At 69.7% G+C, this 25736-nt stretch carries 21 protein-coding genes; 11 read left to right on the top strand and 10 right to left on the bottom strand.

Annotation, left to right across the window (positions count from 1 at the left end; all coding sequences use genetic code 11):
- Positions 1–6: 6 nt before the first annotated feature.
- Genes HEB94_RS21565 through HEB94_RS21575 form a run of 3 tightly spaced genes read left to right on the top strand, consistent with a single transcriptional unit; the run spans position 7 to position 3889 of the window.
- The gene (locus tag HEB94_RS21565) at positions 7–534 is read left to right on the top strand and encodes a MarR family transcriptional regulator (protein ID WP_192751572.1); all 528 of its coding nucleotides are present in this window, start codon (positions 7–9) and stop codon (positions 532–534) included.
- Positions 531–2099, top strand: a complete 1569-nt coding sequence (locus HEB94_RS21570; RefSeq protein ID WP_192751573.1) for a succinic semialdehyde dehydrogenase — start codon at positions 531–533, stop codon at positions 2097–2099. Before HEB94_RS21565 ends, HEB94_RS21570 begins: the two co-directional genes overlap by 4 nt.
- A complete protein-coding gene (locus HEB94_RS21575; protein WP_192751574.1) occupies positions 2096–3889 on the top strand; it encodes a GMC oxidoreductase in 1794 nt (597 codons plus the stop codon). Before HEB94_RS21570 ends, HEB94_RS21575 begins: the two co-directional genes overlap by 4 nt.
- 280 nt (positions 3890–4169) lie before the next feature.
- Here the strand turns inward: HEB94_RS21575 and HEB94_RS21580 are convergent, their stop codons facing one another.
- Entirely contained in the window at positions 4170–4580 is a 411-nt protein-coding gene (locus HEB94_RS21580) for a hypothetical protein (protein WP_192751575.1), read from the bottom strand.
- A 411-nt stretch (positions 4581–4991) separates the two neighbouring features.
- The gene (locus tag HEB94_RS53655) at positions 4992–5729 is read right to left on the bottom strand and encodes a GNAT family N-acetyltransferase (RefSeq protein ID WP_192751576.1); all 738 of its coding nucleotides are present in this window, start codon (positions 5727–5729) and stop codon (positions 4992–4994) included.
- Between the two features lie 208 nt (positions 5730–5937).
- Here HEB94_RS53655 and HEB94_RS21590 point away from each other — a divergent pair, with 208 nt between their 5' ends.
- Complete coding sequence (locus tag HEB94_RS21590) at positions 5938–6504, top strand: GNAT family N-acetyltransferase (RefSeq protein WP_192751577.1); 567 nt, start codon at positions 5938–5940, stop codon at positions 6502–6504.
- Here the strand turns inward: HEB94_RS21590 and HEB94_RS21595 are convergent.
- Together HEB94_RS21595 and HEB94_RS21600 are read right to left on the bottom strand one after the other, a co-directional pair.
- A complete protein-coding gene (locus tag HEB94_RS21595) occupies positions 6501–8585 on the bottom strand; it encodes an ABC transporter permease (RefSeq protein ID WP_192751578.1) in 2085 nt (694 codons plus the stop codon). The genes HEB94_RS21590 and HEB94_RS21595 overlap by 4 nt on opposite strands.
- On the bottom strand, positions 8582–9478 hold the full coding sequence (locus HEB94_RS21600; protein WP_202896472.1) for an ABC transporter ATP-binding protein: 897 nt from the start codon (positions 9476–9478) through the stop codon (positions 8582–8584). The genes HEB94_RS21595 and HEB94_RS21600 overlap by 4 nt, the downstream gene beginning before the upstream one ends.
- A 236-nt stretch (positions 9479–9714) precedes the next feature.
- On the opposite strand from HEB94_RS21600, the gene guaA reads away from it, so the two are divergent.
- The 3 genes from guaA (at position 9715) to HEB94_RS21615 (ending at position 13455) form a co-directional block, all read left to right on the top strand.
- Positions 9715–11286, top strand: coding sequence for a glutamine-hydrolyzing GMP synthase (gene guaA, locus HEB94_RS21605; RefSeq protein ID WP_192756595.1), 1572 nt, complete (start codon positions 9715–9717; stop codon positions 11284–11286).
- A 36-nt stretch (positions 11287–11322) separates the two neighbouring features.
- Positions 11323–12387, top strand: coding sequence for a zinc-binding dehydrogenase (locus HEB94_RS21610; protein ID WP_192751579.1), 1065 nt, complete (start codon positions 11323–11325; stop codon positions 12385–12387).
- Positions 12388–12471: 84 nt separating this feature from the next.
- Positions 12472–13455 (top strand): glutathione S-transferase family protein, encoded by a 984-nt coding sequence (locus tag HEB94_RS21615; RefSeq protein ID WP_192751580.1) that lies wholly within the window; start codon positions 12472–12474, stop codon positions 13453–13455.
- Between the two features lie 2 nt (positions 13456–13457).
- Here HEB94_RS21615 and HEB94_RS21620 read toward each other — a convergent pair whose 3' ends face one another.
- The 4 genes from HEB94_RS21620 to HEB94_RS21635 form a co-directional block, all read right to left on the bottom strand.
- Positions 13458–13991, bottom strand: coding sequence for a pyridoxamine 5'-phosphate oxidase family protein (locus tag HEB94_RS21620; protein WP_238361591.1), 534 nt, complete (start codon positions 13989–13991; stop codon positions 13458–13460).
- A 228-nt stretch (positions 13992–14219) separates the two neighbouring features.
- Positions 14220–14426: a PspC domain-containing protein gene (locus HEB94_RS21625; RefSeq protein WP_192751581.1), complete on the bottom strand. Its 207-nt coding sequence runs from the start codon at positions 14424–14426 to the stop codon at positions 14220–14222.
- A gap of 119 nt (positions 14427–14545) precedes the next feature.
- A complete protein-coding gene (locus HEB94_RS21630) occupies positions 14546–14764 on the bottom strand; it encodes a hypothetical protein (protein ID WP_192751582.1) in 219 nt (72 codons plus the stop codon).
- Positions 14757–16532 carry a PspC domain-containing protein gene (locus HEB94_RS21635; protein ID WP_192751583.1) on the bottom strand — a complete coding sequence of 592 codons (1776 nt, stop codon included), beginning with the start codon at positions 16530–16532 and terminating at the stop codon, positions 14757–14759. Before HEB94_RS21635 ends, HEB94_RS21630 begins: the two co-directional genes overlap by 8 nt.
- A 205-nt stretch (positions 16533–16737) precedes the next feature.
- Between HEB94_RS21635 and HEB94_RS21640 the strand changes: the two genes are divergently transcribed.
- The 3 genes from HEB94_RS21640 to HEB94_RS21650 all read left to right on the top strand — a co-directional run bounded on the left by HEB94_RS21640 (position 16738) and on the right by HEB94_RS21650 (position 19357).
- Positions 16738–18042: an ATP-binding protein gene (locus tag HEB94_RS21640; protein ID WP_420481598.1), complete on the top strand. Its 1305-nt coding sequence runs from the start codon at positions 16738–16740 to the stop codon at positions 18040–18042.
- Positions 18043–18195: 153 nt separating this feature from the next.
- The gene (locus HEB94_RS21645) at positions 18196–18798 is read left to right on the top strand and encodes a LuxR C-terminal-related transcriptional regulator (protein WP_202897325.1); all 603 of its coding nucleotides are present in this window, start codon (positions 18196–18198) and stop codon (positions 18796–18798) included.
- A 211-nt stretch (positions 18799–19009) separates the two neighbouring features.
- On the top strand, positions 19010–19357 hold the full coding sequence (locus HEB94_RS21650) for a hypothetical protein (RefSeq protein WP_192751585.1): 348 nt from the start codon (positions 19010–19012) through the stop codon (positions 19355–19357).
- Positions 19358–19361: 4 nt separating this feature from the next.
- Here HEB94_RS21650 and HEB94_RS21655 read toward each other — a convergent pair whose 3' ends face one another.
- Both HEB94_RS21655 and HEB94_RS21660 read right to left on the bottom strand, forming a co-directional pair.
- The gene (locus HEB94_RS21655) at positions 19362–20087 is read right to left on the bottom strand and encodes a PIG-L family deacetylase (protein WP_192751586.1); all 726 of its coding nucleotides are present in this window, start codon (positions 20085–20087) and stop codon (positions 19362–19364) included.
- 18 nt (positions 20088–20105) lie between these two features.
- Positions 20106–20654 carry a winged helix-turn-helix domain-containing protein gene (locus HEB94_RS21660; protein ID WP_192751587.1) on the bottom strand — a complete coding sequence of 183 codons (549 nt, stop codon included), beginning with the start codon at positions 20652–20654 and terminating at the stop codon, positions 20106–20108.
- A 527-nt stretch (positions 20655–21181) separates the two neighbouring features.
- On the opposite strand from HEB94_RS21660, the gene HEB94_RS21665 reads away from it, so the two are divergent.
- On the top strand, positions 21182–25561 hold the full coding sequence (locus tag HEB94_RS21665) for a S8 family serine peptidase (RefSeq protein ID WP_192751588.1): 4380 nt from the start codon (positions 21182–21184) through the stop codon (positions 25559–25561).
- Positions 25562–25736 lie beyond the last annotated feature (175 nt).

A 25736-nucleotide genomic window follows, 5' to 3' on the forward strand; every position in this document is an offset into this window, starting at 1 on the left:
GGCGGCGTGGATGACAGAGCCGAGTTGATCGCCCGGATAGAGAGCGCTGAGAGTGACTTCCGTCGCTATGTCATACGGCAGGGTGCGACCGACTTCTTCTCAGTGGACCTCACGATGCAGCAGTTGCGGGCGCTTTTCGTGCTCGGCGCCTCGGGGGCCCTGTCGGCGCACGAGCTGGCCGAGACCCTCGGCATCGGACCGACCACGCTGACCGGGATCGTCGACCGGCTGCAGGCACGGGGTCTGGTGCACCGGCTGCCCGACGGACAGGACCGGCGAGTCCGGCGAATCGTCCTCACCGAGGCGGGTCGGGATCTTCTCCGCAATCTGCACGAGATCAAGCGCGAACACCAACGCCGGCTGCTCGGCCGCCTCGACCTGGACGTCCTCGCCGGACTGGCGCGGGCGGTCGAGGCGATGGCCCGCATCTGCGCGGAGGAGGCTGACTCGCTGCTGGAGGGCTCCGACAGCGCGAAGGACGCCGAGTCGAGTGTGCTGAAGGGGGGGTCGGGCGGGATTAGGCTGAAGCCATGACGGCGCGTACCAAGGAGCTGACCGAAGCCGGCCTCGCGCCGGGTCGGGTCGCGGCACTCACCAGCCGGGTCTTCGCGACCACGGGAGGGTCGGTGCCGGCCGTGTCGCCCCTGACCGGGGAGACGCTCGCCCAGGTGCCCGTCTCCAGCGTGGAGGACGTCCCGGCGGCTTTCGCCCGGGCCCGCAAGGCCCAGGTCGAGTGGGCGCGCGTACCCCTGCGCGAACGCGCCGACCTGCTCCTGCGCCTGCACGACCTCGTCCTCGAGCGCCAGCGCGACATCCTCGACGTCATCCAGTGGGAGTCGGGCAAGGCGCGTCGACACGCGTTCGAGGAACTGTGCGACGTGGCGGTCAACGCCCGCTACTACGCCCAGGTGGCCCAGCAGCACCTGCTGCCGACCCGCCGGGCGGGGCTGTTCCCGCTGCTCACCCGCACGACGGAAGTACGCCATCCCAAGGGTGTGGTCGGGGTCATCGCGCCGTGGAACTACCCCTTCACGATGGCGATCTCCGATGCCCTGCCCGCCCTGCTCGCCGGCAACGCCGTCGTCACCAAGCCCTCCACCCAGACCGCCCTGTCAGGACTCCTCGGCGCCGAACTCCTCGCCGACGCCGGTCTGCCCGCCGACGTGTGGCAGGTGGTGGTGGGGGAGGGGCGCAAGGTCGGTACGGCACTGATCGACGAAGCCGACTTCGTCTGCTTCACAGGTTCGACGGAGACCGGTCGCATGGTGGCCGCCCGTTGCGGCGAGCGCCTGATCGGCTGCACCCTCGAACTCGGCGGCAAGAACCCGATGGTCATCCTCGACGACGCCGACCTTGACGTCGCGGCCGAGGGGGCTGTCCGCGGCTGCTTCTCCAACGCGGGCCAGCTGTGCATCTCGATCGAGCGTCTCTACGTCGCCGCGCCGATCCACGACCAGTTCCTGGAACGCTTCCTCGCCCGGGTCCGCGCGATGCGGGTCGGCACGTCCTTCGACTACGGCGCCGACATGGGGTCGCTGGTGTCCCGCCAGCAGTTGGAGACGGTGGCCGCGCACGTCGACGACGCGGTACGCAAGGGTGCCCAGCTGCTGGCCGGTGGTTCCGCCCGTCCCGACCTCGGGCCCTGCTACTTCGAGCCCACGGTGCTGTCCGGCGTGACCCCCGACATGGACTGCCACTCCGCGGAGACGTTCGGCCCGTTGGTGTCGGTCTACCGGGTGGCCGACGAGGACGAGGCGGTCGCGCTCGCCAACGACTCGCGGTTCGGCCTGAACGCCTCGGTCTACGGCCGCGACGTACGCCGAGCGAGCCGGGTCGCCCAGCGCCTGCGGGCCGGCACGGTCAACATCAACGAGGCCTACGCAGCGGCGTGGGGCAGCATCGACTCCCCGATGGGCGGTGTGGGCGACTCGGGTCTTGGTCGCCGACACGGCGCCGACGGCCTGCTGAAATACACCGAGCCGCAGACCATCGCCGTGCAGCGGGTGCCGGTCGCGCCTCCGCGCGGGCTCTCCTACGGCACGTTCGCCCGCGGACTCACCACCGCGCTCAAGGCCATGCGGAAGGTCGGCCACAAGTGAGACGTCGTCGTCGCGCCCAGGCCGTTCCGCGCTACGACGTCGTGATCATCGGCTCCGGATTCGGCGGTAGCGTCGCGGCGCTTCGGCTGACCGAGAAGGGTTACCGCGTCGGGGTTCTCGAGGCCGGCGCGAGGTTCGTCGAGAAGGCCGACGGGTCGGGGCCGGAGTCGGGCGTGGTGCCCTTCCCGCGTACGTCGTGGGAGCTGCGCAGGTTCCTGTTCGCGCCCAGGTTGGGATGCCTCGGAATCCAGCGCATCACGTTGCTGCGCGACGTGCTGGTGCTCTCCGGTGCCGGCGTCGGCGGCGGGTCGCTGGTCTACGCCAACACGTTGTACGAGCCGCTCACGGAGTTCTACGACGACCCACAGTGGCGCCACCTCACCGACTGGCGGGCCGAACTCGCGCCGCACTACGACCAGGCCAAGCGGATGCTCGGGGTGACCCCCAACCCGACCATGACGCCCTCGGACCTCGCGATGCGGACCGTGGCCGAGGAGATGGGCGTCGGCGCGACGTTCCGCCCCACGCCGGTCGGTGTCTTCTTCGGCGCACCGGGAACACCGCCCGGCACCGACGTCGACGACCCCTACTTCGGCGGAGCCGGACCGCGCCGACGGACCTGCATCGAGTGCGGGGAGTGCATGACCGGCTGCCGGCACAACGCCAAGAACAGCTTGACGAAGAACTACCTCCACCTCGCGGAGCGGGCCGGTGCCACGGTGCACCCGCTCACGACGGTGACCGCCGTACGTCCCCTGGCCAAGGGCGGCTACGCCGTCGACACCGAGTCGACGCCCAACCTGGGGGAGCGTGGGCACGGCGCCCCCTCCCCGCGGGCCTTCGAGGCCGACCAGGTGGTCTTCGCCGCCGGCTCGCTGGGTACCCAGCGGCTGCTGCACCAGATGAAGGCTGACGGCTGGCTCCCGAACCTGTCCGCGAAGCTCGGCGTCCTGACCCGGACCAACTCCGAGTCGATCGTGGGCGCGGTGGCCCGCGGGCGGGCGACGGACTACTCCCGGGGCGTGGCGATCACCTCGTCGTTCCACCCCGATCCCCAGACCCACGTCGAGCCGGTCCGCTACGGCAAGGGCAGCAACGCGATGGGCATGCTGCAGACCCTGTTGACCGACGGCGGCGGGCCACGGCCCAGGTGGGCGAAGTGGCTCGGCGCCGCGGCCCGTCATCCGGTCGACCTCGCCCGGACGCTCGACCTCCGGCACTGGTCGGAGCGGACCGTCATCGCGCTCGTCATGCAGTCGCTGGACAACTCCCTGACCGTGAGCCTGCGGCGTCGTCGCTTCGGGCGGGACGGCCTCACCTCACGACAGGGACACGGCGAACCCAATCCCGTCTGGATTCCCGCGGCCAACCGCGTCGTCCGCCGACTCGCCGAGATCATCGGCGGCTCGCCGGGAGGGACGATCGGCGAGGTCGCCAACATTCCCTTGACGGCGCACATCATCGGCGGTTGCGCGATCGGGGCCGATCCCGAACACGGTGTGATCGATCCGTACCAGCGGGTGTTCGGACATCCCGGTCTGCACGTCCTGGACGGAGCGGCGGTGTCTGCCAACCTTGGCGTCAATCCGTCCTTGACAATCACCGCGCAGGCTGAGCGGGCGATGTCGTTCTGGCCCAACAACGGCGAGGGGGACACCCGCCCGGCCCTGGGTGCCGACTACCAGCGGATCGAGCCGGTGCTCCCGCGGCATCCGGTCGTCCCGACCGGGGCGCCTGGCGAGCTTCGCTACACCCGCGGAGCCCGCGCGGCCGCTCGTGCGGATGGGTGAGGGGCGCCCGAGACGCCTGGCCAACGGCGCTCCGCCACCTCGCCTCGGTGACGAGCGCTCCGCCGTGCTCGTCGAGGGTAAACCTTCGAAAGAAGGACGGCCGAACGCGACCGGGGACGAAGGACCGCCGAAGGCGACCGGTGAACGCACATCGGCGAAGACGGGCCGGCGAATGGAAACCTGTGCAGAGAAGCCGGTGAATAGAGAAGCGGGCGGTCCCACATCGGGAACCGCCCGCCGCAAACCCCCACCTGTTCCACGCCCAGGTCGCTTCCGGACGTCACTCCGTGCAGGCAGCGCCGCCGTCGGTGACGACGTTCTGGCCCTTGCGCAGGGCGGACGCCGAAGCGAGCACGTCGTTCATCAACTGGAAGACGTCGCGGTAGCTGTCGTCACGGTCCTCGAGGTCCTGGTAACGAATCCGCTCGTCGTCAATCGTCAAGTACAAGTGGATAGCGTCAGGCGTCGCGGTCGGAAACTTCTTCGTGTCCTGCGACTTGGGCCTGCGCGACTTGGACGCCGCGTCGGCCGCGACCGCGAGCTGCGACATCACTCGTGGTGTGACCGTGCAGGTGAAGGGTTTCTTGCCCCGGCTGGAAAGCGTGGCTTTCCCGTCGGAGTCGACGACCAAGGTGTCGTTGAAGCCGGCGATGCCACCGGTGCGTTGCAGGGTCACTCGATCTGGCGACATGGTGGGTCCAGGCGTTGGTTGCTGACTGGCGGTGGGGTTGGGCTGTGCCTCCGTGGTCGTCGCTCGCTCAGACCCGCAAGCTGCCATGGTGAGAACGAGGACCCCCGTGAGCGCAGCAAGTGGAGCACCGCGTCGAAGTACGGAAAGCATCATGCGATTCGGACGCTCCGGCAGTAATGGTGGTTCCGCATCTGGGTGGGCGACATCAGGTGCTCATCATCGCAGGGGCCCGGCTCCAGCAGGCGAGGAGCCGGGCCCCACACACGAGGTGGTCACCGCGAGGCCGCGAGCGGGACCGTCGTGCGGGCGGTGACGTACCGGTCTGGCCGGAACGACACCGTCTCTCCACCAACGACCGAACCCGGGCGTGGTTACGTCTCTCGCGGCAGATGAGCCGGTGAGCGGTCAGGATCAGGTCAGTGCGAACGTCTCGGCGTACTGCGCCAGGCCCAGGCGACGGGTCACCGCCTGCGAACTAACGTTGTCGTACGACGTGCTGTAGAGCGGGGTCCGGCCGGAGCGGGCGATGGCGAGGCGCCACGCGTTGACGGCCGCCGCGGCGAGTCCCTGGCCCCGGTGGGCGACGTCGGTCATCACACCGGCCTCGGCTGCCTTGGTGGTGATCCGGGCGCTGAAACAGCCGGAGACGACCGCTCCCGCACGGATGATCCCGAAGAACGGCGCCATGGCGGGAAGATCCTGGTGGAAGCACTCGAACTCGCCCGCGAGGGCGCTGTGCCCAGCCGTGATCTCCGCGACGTCGGGGTCCAGCGGACCTGGTTCGGCGGCGAAATGGTAGGCGGGGCCGTGCCAGACGTGTTCGACGGCGCCGGCCTCCTCCACCGCCTCACGAAGGTCGTCGTACGCCCTCACCTCCGCGCGACGCTCGGGCAGTGGTGGCAGGGCGGCCGCGATCTGCCGGAGCCTGGTCGCGAGGGGTGCCGGCACGTCGTGGCGGAGTCGGCAGATGACACCCTGTGACGTCCGTGCGACGAAGACCCGGGGAGCGGTCCCGGGACTGGGCTCGTTCGTCTCGAGGAGTGCACCGTCGGGCGTGGTGCGGAAGAGCGCGTCGACGTGCAGGCCAGCCAACCTGCCCGGTGCCGGCACGGTGGACTCCACCCGACCCGGCTCGGTCTCGCCGTCCACGGCGGTGGCTCCTTCAGGGTAGGGAACGTGGGGAAGGTCGAGAACGCCCGACCTCGGCGCCACCCGTCCGGCGGCCATTGAACACGTCGAACCACCGTGCCGGCACCTGCTTTTGCGCGACCGCGGACCTGGGCTCCGTCCCCCTGGCTGGCCGTCGACGTGCCTTGTCGGTTTGCTCCTGTCCAGCCCGGTCGGCTAGGAAGCTCGCATGCTAAGGGGCAGCAAGGTCGGGCTCAGAGCCCGGCACGAGGATGACATCCCGATCCTGCGAGCCGAGCTCTACGACGACGTGGTCAACTCCTCGCGGGCCGACAGCCGGCCGTGGCGGCCGATCACGCCCGGCTCGAAGGACCCGCGGCTCGTGGTGGACGACAGTGAGCAGGGGCGCGTCCCGTTCTCCGTGGTGGAGTTGGACGGCGGCGCGCTGGTCGGCACCGCGACGCTGTGGGGCATCGACAACCACAACCGGTCCGCGCACATCGGCCTCGGACTGCTCCCGTCCTCCCGCGGAAAGGGCTACGGCACCGACGTGGTCGCTGTGCTGTGCCACTACGGCTTCGTCGTGCGCGGCCTGCAGCGGCTGCAGATCGAGACGCTGTCGGACAACGCCGCGATGCTGCGCTCCGCCGAGCGGAACGGCTTCGTCCGCGAGGGCGTGCTGCGCTCCTCGGCCTGGGTGATGGGCGAGTTCCTGGACGAGGTGCTGCTCGGGCTCCTCGTCCAGGACTGGAAGCCGGACGTGAACCAAAGAGACACGACCCAGGTCGTGTCCTAGTCGGGGCGGGGCGAGGGGTTGGTGGTGACCGCGCGCAGCAGCGGCCGGCTGAGCTCGCTCGCTCCGACCACGGCAGCCAGCCCTCCGACCACCGTGGCGGCAAGCGTCACGAGCGCCGTGGGTTCGAGTGGGTTGGCCAGGGCGAACGGCGCGGCCATCACGACCCCGGTGAGGAGGGAGCCGCCGCCCATCACGACGAGCGGCACCAGCGTCTCGCGGCGGCGGGCGGCGTCCAGGACCCTCAAAGGAGTGCCCGCCAGCCGCAGCAGAGCGAAGGTCTGCCGACGGTCGAGGACCGAGGAGACGCCGCTGATGCCGGCGCTGACCGTCCCGATGAGGAACGACGCGATGAGGACCGTGAGCGCGCCCGTCCGGATGTCGAGGAGCACCTGCATGCCGCTCCGGTCGGCGTCGGCCGGGGACGTGAAGTGTCGCCCGGGTACGAGTCCGGCGAGCGCCGTACGGGCCTGGTCGACCCGCTCCGCTCCACCGTGCACGGTCACGGTGACCATGACGAGCCGGTCGTGGCCGGCGTCGCCGCTGTCGTTCGCGCCGTCGCCACCGCGCTCGTCCGGCGGTTGGAGCGCGGCTCCGGGAACGTCCCGCAGTCGCTGGCGCGCCTCCGCGCTGACGGCCTGCACCTGCTGAGCTGGCACGGCGGCACTCAACTGTTCGATGGGGGAGTCGGCGACGACGCTCGCCGCCGGACTGAGCAGGACGGTGAACCCGGCGACGAATCCGGTCAGTGCCACGCCGCTCACGGTCCGCCAGGCCGACCGGGGATCGTCGACGAGCCGGCGACCCGCGAGGAGACCGGCCGGTCGGCGGGCGGCCGCCGCGGTCAACCTGCCGATGAGGGCGACCACCCAGGGGCCGACCAGGTTGATCGTCCAGAAGCCGAGTCCCAGCAGGGCGATGATGACTGCCTTCCCGGTCGACCCCCAGCCCAGGACCACCTTGCTCGCGACGAGGAAGGCCACGATCGCGGCGGCGAACGCGAGCAGCCGCACCATGCGCAGGCCGGGCGGAGTTTCGCGGCGAGCGACACCCAACGGGCTCACCACCACCCGACGCAGCCCGACGATCGCACTGACGCCGACCAGCAGGGCGACGGCGACCACGGTCGCGAGGACGATGGGGAACCCGACCCAGAGGTCGGAGAACGCCCAGGTGCCGCCCTCGATCCGGATCTGGGCGAGGCCGGGAATCATGGCCAGATAGAGAAGGACACCCGCGACGGCCCCGCCGAGCGCGGTCAGAACCGATTCCGTCACCGTCATCGCGACCACCTGACCCGGTGTGGCGCCGACCAGTCGGAGGGCGGCCAACCGCTGGTCGCGCCGCGCCACGGTGAGTCGGGCGGCGGCACCACCGAAGACCAGCAGCGGTACTCCGAGGAGAATGGTCGCGATGACGGTGAAGACCTTGTAGGTCCCGGCAATCGCGGAGGGTTCGCCCTCCTGGAACGACGCGATGGGAGTCGGGTCGGACGAGCGCTCGACCGCGGTCTGTTTGGGGGCCCACATGGCCGGGTCGGTCGATGCCCACCCGACCACGGCGACGAGTTCACCGTCGTGCACGAGCGCGGCTTGGCCCAGGAGGCCGGTGGGGTGAGCCCGAGTGGTCCGTTGGGCGTCCGGTGACGCGGACGCGGAGCCGAAGCGGTTGGCGAGTTGGTTCGCGGGCAGGCTCGCGGCCAGCCGGGCGAGCGCCGGCGACATCCAGACCTCGCCCGGTTTGGGGAATCGCGGCATACCCGGCGGAGTGGGCAGTGCCTGGTGGTTTCTCGCGGCGCCGGCCGGACGGTCGAGTGCCGCCAGGTCGATCACGTTGATCTGCTTGCCCCGTACGTAGTCGACCGAGGCGGCCTCGATCGCCACGGCGTCCCCGGACGCGGCGGGGGTGCCCGGATGGCGCCAGGTTTCGCGGTCCGCCCGGTGGTCGAACGCGACGTTCGCCGCCGCGGCGGCGAGCAGCAACGCGGTCGACAGCGCGACAGCGGCCGCCATCAACCCGGCGCCGAGCAGACCACGCGCACCGCCCGCACGAAGGAGGCGCAAGGTGAGGTTGACACTGGTCATCGACGGCCCCCCGGCACGGCCATCGGCCCGTCGCCGGTCGCGAGCAGCCGGCCGTCGCGGACCTCGACCGTGCGGTCGCAGGCCCGGGCGACCTGCGGATCGTGGGTCACCACCACCAGTGCCGCGCCGTTGCGCCTGGTCGCCGACACCAACAACCCCATGGTCTCCTCACCGGTCGCCTGGTCGAGGGCACCGGTGGGCTCGTCCGCGAACACGACCGAGGGTTCGGTGACGAGCGCGCGGGCGAGAGCGACACGCTGGGCCTGGCCGCCGGAGAGTTCACCGGGACGGCGTTTCTGCAGGCCCGCGAGCCCGAGTGGTGCCAGCCAGCGCTGGGCCTGCTCCACCGCCGTACGCCGAGCCACCCCACCGAGCATCAGCGGCAGCGCGATGTTCTCCTCCGCCGGAAGCTCCGGCAGCAACTGCGCGAACTGGAAGACGAACCCGAACCGGCTCCGCCGCAGGTGACTGCGAGCGCGTTCGCTCATGGTGTCGACGCGCTGGTCCGTGCCGCCCTGGTCACCGGCGTGGAGGACGACTTCACCGGTGTCCGGGCGCATGATCCCGGCCAGGCAGTGCAGCAAGGTCGACTTGCCCGATCCGCTCGGTCCCATGATCGCGACCGACTCGCCGCGCGTCACGGTGAGGCTCACGCCGTCGAGTGCGACCGTCGTTCCGAACCGTTTGACCAGTGCGTGCCCGGACAGTGCCGGACCGGACAGTGCGTGCCCGGACAGCGCCGGACCTGAGTGCGCCCAACCGGACTGTTCCGCCCCCGGTCGCGTCGGGACGGGTCCGCCCTGGACGGGACGGGGGAGGGGAGGGAACTGGTGCGGTGACTGGTGCGGTGACGGGTACGGCGCCGGGCCGCTCGCCTGGAGGTTGGGGTCCATGCCGGCGAGTCTTCCGGCGGGAGCGGGCCCTCCGCGTCGCCGGCAAGGCGCGTCTGCGCGCGCCTCCGTCGGCGTCGGGTCGCCTGGGCGGTCATACCTGAGACGTACGGGACCCCGGGCCCTTCCTGCGGATCTTGGTCGGCCGCGGGCGCGGATCACCCGCTCACCCATCGACCCTGATCGGCAGGGCAGGCCCTAGACTCGCCAGGGTCAGGTGCAGCGCCCGTCGGAAGGCCATCGTGACCGATCACGATCTCGTTCTCATCGTCGACTACGGCGCCCAGTACGCCCAGCTCATCGCCCGCCGGGTTCGCGAGGCGCACGTCTACTCCGAGATCGTCCCGCACACCATGCCGGTGGCGGAGATGCTGGCCCGTGGGCCGAAGGCGATCATCCTGTCCGGTGGACCCCAGTCCGTCTACGCCGAAGGCGCACCGCAGGTCGACGCCGCGCTGTTCGAGGCCGGAGTTCCGGCGTTCGGCATCTGCTATGGCTTCATGGCGATGGCCCAGGCCCTCGGCGGTGAGGTGCTGCGCACGGGCCAGTCGGAGTTCGGCCGCACCGTGGTCACCGTCGACGGGGCGGGCTCGACGCTGCTGGGCGACCTGCCCGGGCAGTTCCGGGCCTGGATGTCCCACGGCGACGAGGTGACGAAGGGGCCGATCGGCTTCGCCGTCACCGCCAGTTCCGAAGGAGCCCGGGTGGCGGCCTTCGAGGACGTCGACCGCGGGCTGGCCGGAGTGCAGTGGCACCCGGAGGTGCTCCACTCCGAACACGGCAAAAAGGTGCTGGAACGCTTCCTCTACGACATCGCGGGCGCACGTCCCACCTGGACGATGGTCAACATCGTCGAGGAGACCGTGACGGCCGTCCGCGCCCAGATCGGCGACCGGCACGCCATCTGCGGCCTGTCCGGCGGGGTCGACTCCGCTGTGGCCGGCGCGCTCGTCCAGCGCGCCATCGGTGACCAGCTGACCTGTGTCTTCGTCGACCACGGCCTGTTGCGGGAGGGCGAGGCCGAGCAGGTCGAGCGCGACTTCGTCGAGGCCACCGGGGTGAGCCTGCGGGTCGTCGACGCCTCCGACCAGTTCCTCGGGGCGCTGGCCGGTGTCGAGGACCCGGAGACCAAGCGGAAGATCATCGGCCGGGAGTTCATCCGGGTCTTCGAGAAGGCCGCCCGCGAGATCGTCGAGGACGCCGGCACCCACGGTGAGTCCGTCGACTTCCTGGTGCAGGGCACGCTCTACCCCGACGTCGTGGAGTCCGGCGGTGGTGAGGGCGCGGCGACGATCAAGTCCCACCACAACGTGGGCGGACTTCCGGACGACCTGGAGTTCTCCCTCGTCGAGCCGCTGCGGGCGTTGTTCAAGGACGAGGTACGCCAGGTCGGCGAACAGCTCGGGCTCCCGGCCGACATCGTCTGGCGCCAGCCGTTCCCTGGTCCGGGTCTCGCGATCCGGATCGTCGGTGCGGTCGACTCCGACCGCCTGCGCATCCTGCGGGCGGCCGACGCGATCGCGCGGGAGGAACTCACCGCCGCGGGTCTCGACCTCGACATCTGGCAGTTCCCGGTCGTGCTGCTCGCCGACGTCCGTTCGGTCGGCGTCCAGGGCGACATGCGCACCTACGGGCACCCCGTCGTGCTCCGGCCGGTGACGAGCGAGGACGCCATGACCGCCGACTGGGCCCGACTGCCCTACGACCTGCTGGAGAAGATCTCCACGCGCATCACCAACGAGGTCCGCGAGGTCAACCGGGTGGTGCTCGACGTGACCAGCAAGCCGCCGGGCACCATCGAGTGGGAGTGACGCGGCCCGCGGAACGCCTTCCCCTACGATGATCCCGTGCGGGCCATCGTCTACGACAACTTCGGCGAACGTCCCCGGATCCGTGCGGTGCCCGAGCCGAAGATCGCTCCGCATGCCGCGCTGATCGAGGTGACTGCGACGGGTGTGTGCCGCAGTGACTGGCATGCCTGGCAGGGCCATGACCCCGATGTCAGCCTGCCCAACGTCGGCGGGCACGAGTTCGCCGGCGTGGTGGTGGAGGTCGGTGCGCAGGTTCGAGGATGGCGGCCCGGCCAGCGGGTGACCGCCTCGTTCATCGGCTCGTGCGGGCAGTGTCCGCAGTGTGCCGCCGGCGCGCGGCAGGTCTGTGAAAACCAACGGCAGCCCGGATTCACCTACTGGGGTTCGTTCGCCGACCTCGTCGTCGTCGACCAGGCCGACGTCAATCTCGTCCTGCTCCCGGACTCGCTGGACTTCGCGACCGCCGCGACCCTCGGATGTCGGTTCGCCACGGCCTTTCGTGCGGTGCTCCGTCAAGGACGGGTTGCGGCGGGCGACTGGGTGGCGGTCCACGGTTGCGGCGGAGCCGGCCTGTCCGCCGTGATGATCGCGGTCGCTGCCGGTGCACGGGTGATCGCGGTCGACGTCTCACCGGCCGCGCTCGAACTCGCCCGCGAGCTCGGCGCCGAGGAGGTCGTCGACGCCTCGATCGCCCAGACGACGGCGAAGGAGGACCCAGGAGCGATCGGGACCGTCGTCAGCGACCTCGCCGGAGGCGGCGTAAGGCTCTCGCTGGACTGTCTCGGCTCACCGCAGACCTGTGCGGCGTCCGTCCTCAGCCTCGCGCGCCGGGGGCGCCACGTCCAGGTCGGGCTCCTCCCCGCCGGGCCCACGCCGATCCCCATGGACCGGGTGGTCGCCTTCGAACTCCAGATCCTCGGCAGCCACGGCCTCGCCGCGCACGACTATCCCGCGATGCTCGGGCTGATCGAGGCCGGAAGGCTGCGTCCGCAGGAACTGATCCGGCGGCGGATCGGCTTGGACGGCATCCCCGACGCGTTGGCCGAGATGAGTTCGGCCACGCCCGCGACGCCCGGCGTGACCGTGGCCCTCCCGCGCTGACCGTCACTTCTGCTCTGACCGTGGCCCGTCCGCGCCGACCGGCGACGGTTGGCGCGGATCTGCGCGGCGCGGAACACTGGGCGCATGCCTGAGTCGACAGCCCAGTCCACGCAGACCACGAGCCCCTCGTCGTCCGGCACCGCCCAGTTCCGCCGGGAGACCAGTGCGAAGGGTGAGTTCGTCCGGCAGGCCAACAGGTTCACCGAGCGGATCACCGCCGACGGATCGTCGGGCCGGAAGGTCGAGCCGGGCCGATACCGACTGATCTGGTCGCGGGCCTGCCCGTGGGCACACCGGGCGGCCATCGTGCGGCGGCTGCTCGGCCTGGAGGACGTGATCTCGCTCGGGACGGTCGATCCGATCCGGGACGAACGCGGTTGGCGGTTCAGCCTCGACCCAGACGGCCGCGATCCGGTGCTCGGCGTGGAGTTTCTCTCCGAGAGCTACCTCGCGACCGACCCCGGCTACGAGGGACGGGTGACGGTTCCCAGCCTGGTCGACGAGCGGTCCGGCCTGGTGGTGACCAACGACTACCCGAGGATCACGCTCGACCTGTCCACCGAGTGGAAGGCGTTCCACAAGCCGGGCGCTCCCGACCTGTATCCCGAGGACCTGCGCGCGGAGATCGACGAGGTCGCCGACCTGATCTTCCACGACGTCAACAACGGCGTCTACAAGTGCGGATTCGCCACCACGCAGGACGCCTACGAATCGGCGTACGACGCGCTCTTCGCCCGGCTCGACTGGCTCGAGGACCGGCTGCGTGGTCAGCGGTACCTGCTCGGTGACCGGTTGACCGAGGCCGACGTCAGGTTGTTCACGACGTTGGTGCGCTTCGACGCGGTCTACCACGGCCACTTCAAGTGCAACCGCAACAAGATCACCGAGATGCCGGTGCTGTGGGCCTACGCGCGCGACCTCTTCCAGACACCTGGCATCGGAGAGACTGTCGACTTCGACCAGATCAAGCGGCATTACTACGGGACGCATCACATGATCAACCCGACGGGCGTCGTCCCCAAGGGGCCGGACACCTCGGGTTGGACCACGCCGCACGGGCGCGGCTAGGCTCAGGCGCCCTGGCGCGCGCGGACGAGGTCCTCGACGGCCTTCGGGATGGTGGTCTCGAAGTCCAGCAACTTCGCCCAGTCCGGCTCGACCGTGATGCGGACCATCTGGTCGTAGAGCGCGCGGACACCGGACTCCCAGTCGGCGAACTGGTCCGGCTCCAGGACCTTCCTGGACGCAGCGACGTACTCGTCCGGAACGCCGTCGACGAGTTCGAGGCTCGCGGCTCCGCGGACCAGCAGCACCCGCGGGGGGAAGCCCTGGGTGTCGATCGTGATCGCCACCCGCGGGTTCTGCCGCAGTGCGCGCACCTTCGCCGACTTCGGCACGGTGAACATGAGGAACCGCAGGCCGTCCCAGACGAAGCCGATCGGGATCACCCGTGGATCCCCGTCGACTCCGACGTAGGCGAACCTCGCCGGAATCGCGGACTCCAGAAGCTCCTGGGAGATCGGCGCGCTCATGACGTCGGCGACCGTCCGCGGATCCATGCTCGTCCTCCCCGTGCTGGCGTTCGTCACGTTGTCCCTTTTCATGTCAGGTCCTTCTCGTCTCGGCGGCTTTCTTCGGGCCGCCCTCGAGGGAGGGACGGAGCCGCCGCCGCGATTTCGACAGCCAGGGCCACCGAGAGCGCGAAGTATTTTCGAGAGCCTTTTTCTGCCCGGTGACGGAGTGGTTCGGCGGAACGCGAAAGCGCGGGTTCCACGTATGGAACCCGCGCTTTCGAAGGTCAGGTCGGACTGCCGCCGTCCGCCGACTCAAGACTAGGCCGTTCCCTCTTCGGGGATGATGATCCAGGCGGCGATGTAGACCAGGATTCCGGTGCCGCCGAGGACGGTGAGGGCGGCGAGAGCCAGTCGGACGATCACCGGGTCGACCCCGGCGTACTGCGCCACGCCGCCGCAGACACCGGCGATCATGCGCTCGTTCTTGGTGCGGACGATCTTCTTGTAGGACGCTGTTTCGCTCATGTCTTAATTCTCATTGGTTCGGGTCACCGCGACGATCCGGAAACGTCCCGATGCCTCCCTGACCTGACCCCTGCCGTGGTAGGGGCATCCCTGGTACGGCGGGCCGGGGGCAGGCGCCGTCAGGTGCGCCGGCGCTGGTTCCGGCTGCGCTGCACCGAGACGGCCACGCCGATCAGGCCGGCGCCGATCAGGATCGTCGGCAGCAGCCAGCCCAGGTCGGCGAGTCGAAGCTGGCGCGACTCCACGAGGAGCCAGCCGAGTGCGATCCCGCAGCACACGATCCCGGCCACGAGGGACGAGACGTTCGCGCTGCGCCGGTGAGCCTTCTGCCTAGCCACGATTCACTTCCACCTCTCCCACGCCGAGATCGATCGTGAGGTCGAGTCGACCGCCACCCTGGCCGTCGGAGCCGAGGTCGGTGACAACCAGCGAGTTGTCCATCCCACCGGAGGACTGGCCGAGGAGCCGAAGGTCGCCCACACCGACGTCGCCGCTCGCATGCACGTCGACGTCGGGGGGCACCAGCACGGTCACGTCACCCGTGCCCATGTCGATCGACGACGACCGCACGGGCTGACCGTCCCGGAACGGCACCTTCCGCAGGTCGAGCAGGATCCGGCCGGCGGAGAACTCGTAGGAGGGTTCGATCTGCCCGACCGAGGTCGGCCGGTGGACGATGTTGGCGCTCGTGCCCATCCACTTCTCCGCGGCGCTGAGCGGGACCAGCGCGAGGGCGAGTACCACCCCGATGGCGACGAGCGCGCGCGAGCGACCGAACCACGTACCCACGATGAGTCCGAGGCCGACCACGGCCAGCGCGGCGGCGACGTACCCGGCCGCGGGGATGTCGATCATGGGAGCACTTCGCCCCGGAACCGTGGTGCTCTCCTCGACCGCTGCCATGGCCCCACAGACGATGGCCGCCGCGCTGATCGTCGTGGCGAACAGCCAGAAACGCCGACGCTTCAGCTCCGGCAGCGCCGGCGGTGGGACCGGCGGAGGCTCGCCTTCGTCTCCGGTCGGGTTCGGCACGGCGTTCAGACCGAGCGGGTCGGTCTGGTCCCAGAACGCGGGAGGAGCGGGAGGCGCGTTTCGCCACGAACCCAACTGGACGACTGGCTGGGTCGGGTCGGTCGGCGCTCCGATCGGGCTGGAGACCGTCGTCGGCTCATGGCCGGACGGGGCGCCGGTCGGTGCGTCGGTCGCCCGGACGTCGATCGGCTTCGTGTCCTCCGGCCTGGTGTCGTCCGACGTGGCGTCGGAGGGCGTGGTCTCGGAGGGCGCGGTCGGCCCAGCCTTGATCGGCTGGGTGTCGTCGGCCGCGGCGTTCTCGGCCGAGGAGGTGTCCACGGGCCGGGTGGCGATCGGCCGGGTGTCCGACATCGCGTCGGCCACGGACCTGGACACGTAAGCCGGGCTGGTCGTGGCGAGAGGCCGGGTGGCGGCGGTCTGATCGCCGGCTGCGGAGGAAGCGTCCGACGGCGGAGCAGTTGACGGGGAAGCAGCTGACGGGGGAGTGGACGGCGCGTCGGCCGAATTTGGGGTGTCGGCGTGCTGCGTTCGGTCGGCGGGATCCGAGCCGGCGCGGCGCAGGAGAGCGAGCAGGCCGAGGACGCTCAGGACCAGGAGCGCGGGGACGTGCCAGGGCAGGCCCCACCACGGGATGCTCACGGCGACGAGGCCGAGAACGACCACGGCGCCCACAAAGATGGCGTTGTCCGGGCTGCCGTTGCGGCGCCGCCCGAGCTGTTGTTCGAGGATCGACTCCTCGCCGCGGTCCTGCGGCATCAGCAACCAGCCGGTGCCGTACAGAATGATGCCAACTCCGCCGAACGGCGCGAGAACGGCGAGAACGACCCGGAGGACGACCGGGTCGATTCCGAGCTGGCGGCCGAGACCGGCGCACACGCCGCCGAGGACATGTCCCTCGTCGATACGGCGCAGCCGGCGAACCTCACCGAGCAGGCCGTCGTGCCGCCCCGACCCTCCGCCGTCCGGAGCGGTGTGGTCGGCGGGCGGCGCGTCGTCGCTGGTGGCGCCCTCCGGGCCGGGGTCGTCCCGACCCGCGGACTCACTCCGATCGGCAGGCGGAGTCATGTCTGGCATTCCACGATCCTTCGTCCTCCCGCCCGGCGGCGCCATCGGGGATGTCCCTGGGGTTCACCCCGCCGTGTTCGGGATCGCCTCCGGGAGCGTCCCGGTGGCTCGCCGGCCGATCTCATGTGACCATCAGGAGACGACATCTGGCGAGGAGGCTCCCATCTTCACCGATCCGAGTGCCGGGACCCTCGGCACGCCGACGGCCGCGGACGTGCGGGGTGCGACTGCGCGTTGCGTTCGGCGTACCGATGGTAAGGCGCTGGGTGGAGTGGCGTCCGGGCTCGCGGATCACCTCGGGCTGGTCCCCCTCCACGTGCGTCTCGCCTTCATCGGACTGTCCTGCATGGGTGGGTTCGGTCTGATGCTGTACGCCGCGCTGTGGGTGGTGCTGCCCCAGGACACGGCGATTCACGCCACCTCCCAGCCCGCCGGTGTGGCCGCGGCGACCCGGCAGGGACTGCGCAGTGAGCGGCCGCGGCGCAAGGGGAAGAAGGACACCGGTCAGATCGTGTCGATCGCGGTCCTCGCGATCGGCGTTCTGACCATATTTCCGCATTTCGGCGGGGTGTCGGCCCGGGCGTTCTGGCCGCTCATCCTGGGTGGCGGTGGGCTGGCACTGCTCTGGCGCCAGGCCGACGAGTCCCAGCGGGTCCGCTGGACCTCCTCCGCACCGACCCGCTTCAAGTGGTTGTGGCCCCTGTTCACGACCGGCGGATGGGTGACGGTCCTCCGCACGGTGGTCGGGCTCGCGCTCGTCACGGTCGCCCTGTCGTGGGGGCTCGCCTCGGTGGGCGGCCTGGACGCGATCAAGGCGGGTCTGCCGGTCGTCCTCGGGGCGGCTGTCGGCGTGGCGCTCATCGCTGGTCCCTGGGTGTGGCGGCTGGTCGGTGACCTCTCCGAGGAACGGCGGGAGCGGATCCGCTCGCAGGAACGCGCCGACATGGCGGCCCATCTGCACGACTCCGTGCTCCAGACGCTGGCGCTGATCCAGAAGCAGGCGCACGACCAGCGTGCCGTGGTCCGCCTGGCCCGTGCCCAGGAACGCGACCTGCGCCAGTGGCTGTACGCCGACAAGGAGGACTCCGACGCCACCCTTCGCACCGAACTGCGCAGAGTGGCGGCCGACGTGGAGGACCACCACGGGATCCCCGTGGAGGTCGTGATGGTCGGTGACGCACAGATCGACACGGTGCTCACCGCAGTCGTGCGCGCGGCCGGGGAGGCGATGGTCAACGCGGCCAAGCACTCCGGCGCACCTAGGATCGACGTCTACGCCGAGGTCGAACAGGACCGGGTGGAGGTTTTCGTCCGCGACCGTGGGGTGGGCTTCGACACCGACCGGGTGGGCGAGGACCGTCTCGGTGTACGCCGCAGCATCTACGAACGCATGGAACGCCACGGTGGCAAGGCCGACGTCCGGAGCAGCCCGGGGGAGGGTACGGAGGTTCGCCTCATCGTCGACCGGAGCGGCTCGGGGACGAGCGAGGAACGAGCGAGGAGCCGAACGCGACCATGAACACCGGAGCGGCTCGGGGACGAGCGAGGAACGAGCGAGGAGCCGAACGCGACCGTGAGCAGCAGGACTGACAGCCGTGGCTGGTGAGAGGAAGAACCCGTGAGCACTAACCCCGACAACCGCCGCCGGATCGTGCTGGTCGACGACCACGCGATGTTCCGGACCGGCGTACGCACCGAGATCGGCGCCGCGGTGGACATCGTGGGGGAGGCGGGCGATGTCGACGAGGCGGTGAAGGTGATCCTCGAGACGAAGCCCGACGTCGTCCTGCTCGACGTTCACCTGCCTGGTGGCGGTGGGGCCGAGGTGGCCCGGCGCGTTCTCGCGACGGACTCCGAGGTCCGGTTCCTCGCGTTGAGCGTGTCCGACGCTCCCGAGGACGTGATCGGCGTGATCAGGGCGGGTGCCCGTGGTTACGTGACGAAGACCATCACCGGCGACGAGATCGTCGATGGCGTGCGCCGGATCGCCGATGGTGACGCGGTGTTCTCGCCGCGGCTGGCGGGCTTCGTGCTCGACGCGTTCGCCGGTGCGGTCGACCCGGGCAGCATCGACGAGGAGCTCGACCGGTTGACGCAGCGGGAGCGGGAGGTGCTTCGGCTGATCGCTCGCGGCTACGCCTACAAGGAGGTCGCGAAGGAGCTGTTCATCTCGGTGAAGACGGTGGAGACCCACGTGTCGTCGGTTCTGCGCAAGCTGCAGTTGTCGAACCGCTACGAGCTGACCCGGTGGGCGACCGACCGTCGCCTGGTCTGAGTCGCCTGGTCTTCTGCCGCCTGATCCGGCTCGACCGGCGCGCACGGACCAGGTTCGACGTGCGCGTCCGGTTGCCGAGTGTTCCCAGGTGGTCGCTATGATCGTCACGCCGTCTTACTACTGCTCGTAGTAAGACGGCGCGGCGGGAGCCTGCCGATGGTGCCTGCTGCCAGTCAGCTGCTGTCACCGAAGGAAGGCGGGCGCGGTCGCCGTGGAGTTTCTACGCCATCTGCTGCTGTTCATCCACTTTGTCGGACTCGCGAGCCTGCTCGGCGGGCTGCTGGTGCAGATGAAGGGTCCCGAACGCCGGATCCAGCCGGCGATCCTGCACGGATCGCTGACCCAGCTGGTGTCCGGCGTTCTGCTCGTCGGCGTCATCCAGGGCGGTCTCGACGAGTCCGTCGACAACGCCAAGATCGGCGTGAAGCTCGTGGTCGTTCTGGTCATCACGGTGCTCGCGTGGATCAACCGTAAGAAACCGACCATCCCGCCCATGCTGTACTTCGGCCTGGTCGCGCTGACGTTGCTCAACGTCCTGGTGGCGGTCTTCTGGCGCTGACCACTCAGCCGGTCGAGACGACGAAGTACCCCTCGGCGAGGTGGCCGGGCGGCAGGCCCGCGGAGGTCGCCACCCGTCCGAACGCCTCGCGCAGGCGAGGCTCTAGCTCGCCGGGAGCCGGGTGCTGGCTCTCGTGCGCGTACAACGCGTCCATCTTCTGGTCGAACGTCTCGGTGATGTCCACCACATGGTTGGTGGTCGGGTGACCGGAGAGCCAGACCTCGCGGACGGTCCACGGCTTCAGCCCGGCGTCGGCGAGTTCGGGGAACGCGTACGGGTTGCGGGCCGCCGGGTAGACCGCGCGGACCACGGCCTCGCCCGCCGCCAGGTGGTCGGGATGGCTGCGGGCGAGGAAGGTCCAGTCGCGTTCGGGACTCTGGGTCAGTAGCCGGTCCGGGCGCACCTCCCGGATCACCCGGGTGATCTCGCGTACCAGGACGAGATCGGGTTCGAGTTCACCGTCGACGAGTCCGAGGAAACGGACGTCGTGTACACCGACCCGGGCGGCGGCCGATCGTTGCTCGGCACGTCGGATAGGGCCGATCTCCGAGCGAGGAACACTATCCTCGAAGCCGCCGGCCTGACCGTCGGTGCAGATGCAGTAGACCACGTCGATTCCGGCGCGGGTGAACTGTGCGATCGTGCCGGCCGCGCCGAAGTCGACGTCGTCGGGATGGGCGGTGATGACGAGGACTCGGGCGATCTCCGAGTCAGAGAGTACGAGCGTCACCGCAGGAACCTACCAAGCTCATGCAGTCGCGCCTCTGGGCGTAGCCGTGTGGAGAGGCGTGGGCAGCAGTGCGAGCCGGTAGCCGACCCCCCGAACAGAGGCGACGGTGAGCTCGCCGGTGACGAGGTTGAGACGGCGACGGAGGCGTTTGACGGCCGAGGCAACCGCGTCGAGGTCGCCGACGTAGGGGCGTTGCCAGACCGTCTCGGTGAGTTCGGCGAAGCTCCACACTCGGTCACCGGCGCGGGCGAGGGTCGCGAGCAGGTCGAACTGCCTGGCGGACAGTTCGATCGGCCGCGCGTGCCAGGACGCCTCGCGCAGACTTTCGTCGAGTCGTAGTGGTCCGAACTCCACGAGGGACCGGGTGCTGACCGCCGCCGGTGGCGGAGGTGGGTCGTGGGCGAGGACTCGAAGCGCGCTCTCCGCGTTGGCGACGACCAGGACGGCTGTGTCGTCGCCCACGCTTCGGATGACCGCTGACCGCAGGTCGGCCCCGAGGCCGACGCACAGGACGAGCCCTGTCGTGGGTGCTGCCTTGAGGACCTTGTCGATGGCGAAGTCGTGCAATCGCTTTCCACCCCCCCAGGTGCCCGCCGCCCCACGGGGGGAAGCGAGCCGAAGAATCTCCGGGTACCGCGCCGCGCCCGGAGAATTCTGACACGTTCCGACGCAGGTTGTAAGAGAGGAGACGCACTCTGTCACATCGCTGAACATTCTTGTTACATCCGGGACGCTTCGCACTGATCGTCCCAAAGGCCACGTCCGCGACGGATCAAGAGCGTCTGAGCGCTTCGTCCGGCGCCGAGGAAAGGCGCTTCGCCACGCGACGCGACGTCAGCTTTCGGCCGGAGTACGGCCACGTCTTCCGGCCGTAGTGCGGCCGCGTCGGCCCTGAAGTGCCCGTCGAACGCCCCTACTCCGCCCTGTCCCGCCTCCGTGATCACGAGTTGGCTGCGCAGGAACCTTGTCGTCCGCGACCCGTGATCCGGGGCGCGGGCGCATCCAGGTCCCATGAGGAGGGGTACGTGTTCAGACGCAGGGATCGAGGTCGGGCGGCCTTCGGGGCGCCGTCCCGGCCCGCCAGAGGAAGGTCGTTGGCGCTCGTCGCCACCGCCTCCCTGGCCATGGTGGCAGGCCTGCTGTCACCAGCCGCGGCGCTCGCCGCGCCCGAGCCGGTGGCCAAGCCGGCACCAGTCGACAAGGCCGTGCAGAAGAAGCTCGACGCGAAGGGCGCGTCGGACCTGTGGCTGGTCTTTGACGGGAAGGCGGACCTCACGAAGGCCTCCTCCGTCAAGGACTGGACGGCGCGCGGTGAAGCGGTCGTCAAGGCACTGAAGGAGACCGCGAACAAGAGCCAGGCCGGTGCCAGAGAGGCGCTGAAGGTGGCCAAGGCCACCTACACGCCGTACTGGATCTCCAACCGGATCCTGGTCCGTAACTCGACCGAGTCGCTCACCCAGAAGCTCGCCGGGCTGCCCGGTGTCGCACGGGTGACCGAGACCCGGACGTTCCAGGTCCCCAAGCCGATCAAGAAGCCGGCGGGCAAGAGCGTCAACGCCGTCGAGTGGGGCATCGCCGAGATCAACGCGGACGACGTCTGGAGCCAGTACGGCGTCCGTGGTGAGGGCATCACCGTCGCCAGCATCGACACCGGCGTGCAGTACGACCACCCGGCACTCGTCGGGAAGTACCGCGGAAACCAGGGCAACGGCACGTTCGACCACAACTACAACTGGTTCGACCCGTCGAACACCTGCGGCAGCCCGTCCGTGGCTCCCTGCGACAACGCCGGGCACGGTACCCACACGATGGGGACCATGATCGGCGACGACGCCACCGGCAACCAGATCGGTGTCGCGCCGGGCGCACGCTGGATCGCGGCCAAGGGTTGTGAGGACCTCGGCTGCTCCGACATGTCCCTGCTGTCCTCGGGGCAGTGGATGCTGGCGCCGACCGACCTGAACGGTGACAACCCGCGGCCGGACCTGCGTCCGAACATCGTCAACAACTCCTGGGGCGCGGGCAACCTGTCCGACATCGACCCCTGGTACGACGACATCGTCTCGGGCTGGACCGCCTCCGGCATCTTCGGTGTCTTCTCCAACGGCAACGAGGGCGAGTTCGGTTGTGACACGACCGGTTCGCCGGCGGACTCCCCGTTCGCCTACGGTGTCGGCGCGTACAGCCAGAACGGGCAGATCGCGTACTTCTCCAGCCGTGGCCCTGGTGCCAACGGCGAGATCCGCCCGAACATCTCGGCACCTGGCGACAACATCCGTTCGTCGATCCCGGGTAACGGCTACGGCAACAACAGCGGTACGTCGATGGCCGCTCCCCACGTGTCCGGTTCGGTCGCCCTGATCTGGTCGGCCGCGCCCGCGCTGGTCGGCGACATCGAGGGCACCCGGACGCTGCTCAACGAGACGGCGCGGGACACCGAAGACCTGACCTGTGGTGGAACGCCGGAGAACAACAACGTCTGGGGCGAGGGCAAGCTCGACGTCCTGGCCGCGGTCGACGCCGCACCGCGCGGCGACACCGGCGTCCTCACCGGCACCGTCACCGCCGCGGACGGCGGCACGCCGGTCGCCGGTGCGCGGGTCGAGGTCGAGGGTCCGCTGGAGCGGAGCACCACGACCGGTCCGGACGGCACCTACCGCTTCACCCTCTCGACCGGTTCGTACACGATCGACGTCAGTGCCTTCGGGCTCGCGTCGGAGTCCGCGACCGCGACCGTCAGCAAGGACGCCACCACGACGAGAGACTTCGCTCTCGACGCGGCGCCGTCGTTCGGGGTGCAGGGCACCGTCGTGGACGCGCGCGGCCAGCCCGTTGTCGGGGTGACCGTGAGTGTGGACGGTACGCCGATCCCGCCGGCCACGACCGACGCCGAGGGCGCGTACGCCTTCGACTCGGTGCCGGCCGGTAACTACAGCATCACCGTGGCGGGCACGGGCTGTCTGACGTCGACGTCCAAGGACGTCGTGGTCGACTCGGCGGAGGTCGTCGACTTCGAGGTCGCCGACCGCACCGACGACTACGGCTACCGCTGTGTGGTGGAGGCTTCGGAGTACGTCCAGGCCGACGCCAAGCAGGCGATCAGCGGTGACGACGCGTCCGGTGTCGTCAACCTGCCGTTCCCCGTGTACTTCTACGGGAGCGGCTACAAGCAGCTCAACGCCTCCACGAACGGCCACCTGAGCTTCACCGCGCCGTCGACCAGCTTCGTCAACGGCTCGATCCCGAACGCGACCGCTCCGAACGCGGCGATCTACGCGTTCTGGGACGACCTCAACATCGACGCGGACGCCGGCATCTACACCAAGACCGTCGGCACGTCGCCGAACCGGTCGTTCATCGTCGAGTGGCGCAACGCCCAGATCCTCGCCAGCGACAACGCGCGGATCGACGCGGAGATCGTGCTCCACGAGAACGGCGACATCACCCTCGCCTACGGCAACCTCGACGCGGCCGTCCCCGATGAGCAGGGACTGTCCGCGACCGTGGGTATCGAGAACGCCACCGGCACCGACGGTCTGCAGTACAGCAACGAGGCCGCCGTTCTCTCCAACGAGAAGTCGGTGCGTTACACCCTGCCGCCGAACGGCTTCGTCACCGGCACGGTGACCAACAAGAACGACGGCGAGCCGGTCGCGGGCGCCACGGTCTCCGTCCTCGACGGTGACACGGTCGTCCGCGAGATGAAGACCGGTGCCGACGGTGTGTACGCCGGCCAGGTCTGGGTGGGCTCCTACACCCTGAAGGCGACCGCCTCCAACTACACCGCGGCGCAGGCGGCCGTGACGGTTGCCGAGGGCCAGACGGTGACGAAGAACTTCGTGCTGAAGACCGCCCGCGCGGAGATCGACGCCCCCGAGCTGACCTGGCTGCTGCCGCAGGGCAACAACCAGTCGGCGACGATCACCCTCACCAACACCGGCTCCGCGGCGCTGAAGTTCGAGGCGTCCGAGGCTGGTGGCGGCAAGGTCAACGCCCAGGCGGCCAAGGTCTCCAAGACCATGGCGGCCAAGGCCGACCCGAAGGCGCGGACCGCGGCGAGTCGTTACACCAAGGCCGAGGTGCAGCAGGCGCGTCCGTACGCCGTGGGTGACGTGCTCGACTCCTGGCCGACCCAGGGCGTGAGCGTTGCCTGGGGCGTCGGTTACACCGGCTCCAACCTGTGGATCTCCAACCCGGAGGCCATCCAGAACACCGAGTTCACCACGGCCGGTGCACCGACCGGTCGCGCGTGGGGTGCTCCGTGGTCTGGCACCTGGGCCGGTGACATGGCCTTCGACACCCAGCGTGGCCTGATGTGTCAGGTCGCTGTGGGCGCCGACAACGGCATCCACTGCTGGGACCAGGCCACCGGCGAGGTGACCTACAGCCTCACCGGCTCGCCGTGGAGTGGTATCTCCCAGCGTGGCCTCGCCTACCGGCCCGACGATGACAGCTTCTACATCGGCGGCTGGAACGAGGATGTCGTCTACCACGTGGCAGGTCAGTCGGCGGCGGAGCCTGGCGCGCTTCTCGGCCAGTGCTCGATGCCGGGTGCCAGCATCTCCGGTCTCGCGTACAACACGACCGCGAACGTCTTGTGGGTGACGACGAGCACCGCGACGAACGACATCCACCAGATCAACCCGGACAACTGCGAGATCATCTCCTCGATGGCGCTGCCGGAGACGGAGGAGTTCGCCGGCGCCGGCGCTGAGCTCGACTCGGCCGGAAACCTGTGGGCGACCTCGCAGCTCAGCAACACCGCCTACCTGCTGGAGACCGGCGTTCCGCAGTCCTCCGACATCCCGTGGCTCACCGTGAAGCCGGCCAAGGGTTCGGTTGCCGTCGGGGCGTCGAAGGAGATCAAGGTCAGCGTGGACACCACTGGCCTGGAGGCCGGTGTCTACCGCGGCACCCTGATCCTCGACACCAGCGACGGTCGGCAGCCGACGGTCCAGCTGCCGGTGCAGCTGGTCGTGGCGGGCTACTGGAAGGGCGTCAACTCCGGTGGTGCGGCCTACACCGACACGGCGAACCTTCCGTGGGTCGCTGACCAGGCCTACAAGGCTGGCCAGTTCGGTTGGGTCGGTACTTCCACGGTGAACACGGCGAACGGCACGGTCGACTTCGCCGGCACCGAGGACGACACGCTCTACCGCGACCAGCGACAGGGCATGGACGCCTACAAGTTCGACCGTCTGCCCGCTGGCAAGTACGAGGTGACGCTCGACTTCGCCGAGATGGCCCGGTCACCCCGGGTCGACTGGCGCAGGTTCGACGTCGACGTCAACGGCCAGTACGTCCTGGTCGGCTACGACATCGCCGACGAGGTGGGCGGCCGCCACGCCGACGAGCGTTCGTTCGTCGTCGACGTTCCGGCCAACGGCAACCTGCAGGTGTCGTTCCACGACCGACGGGGTTACCAGCCCTCCGTGGTCAACGCGATTCGGGTCGTTCACCGTCCCGACCTGTAGGTGACAGAAAAGCAGTTCCAGAAATAGCGCAGGACAATTAGTTGGGGGCGGCGCGGTGAACCCGTGCCGCCCCCGACGCGGTCATTTCTCTCAGACCCAGTTTCAGCGTTGCCGGTAGTCCCAATCCTTAGGGACTAGGGAATCTGGCCGACGCACGCTCTCGCCGTTCAGTCTT

The organism is Actinopolymorpha pittospori, assembly GCF_014873875.1.
Taxonomy (GTDB): domain Bacteria; phylum Actinomycetota; class Actinomycetes; order Propionibacteriales; family Actinopolymorphaceae; genus Actinopolymorpha; species Actinopolymorpha pittospori.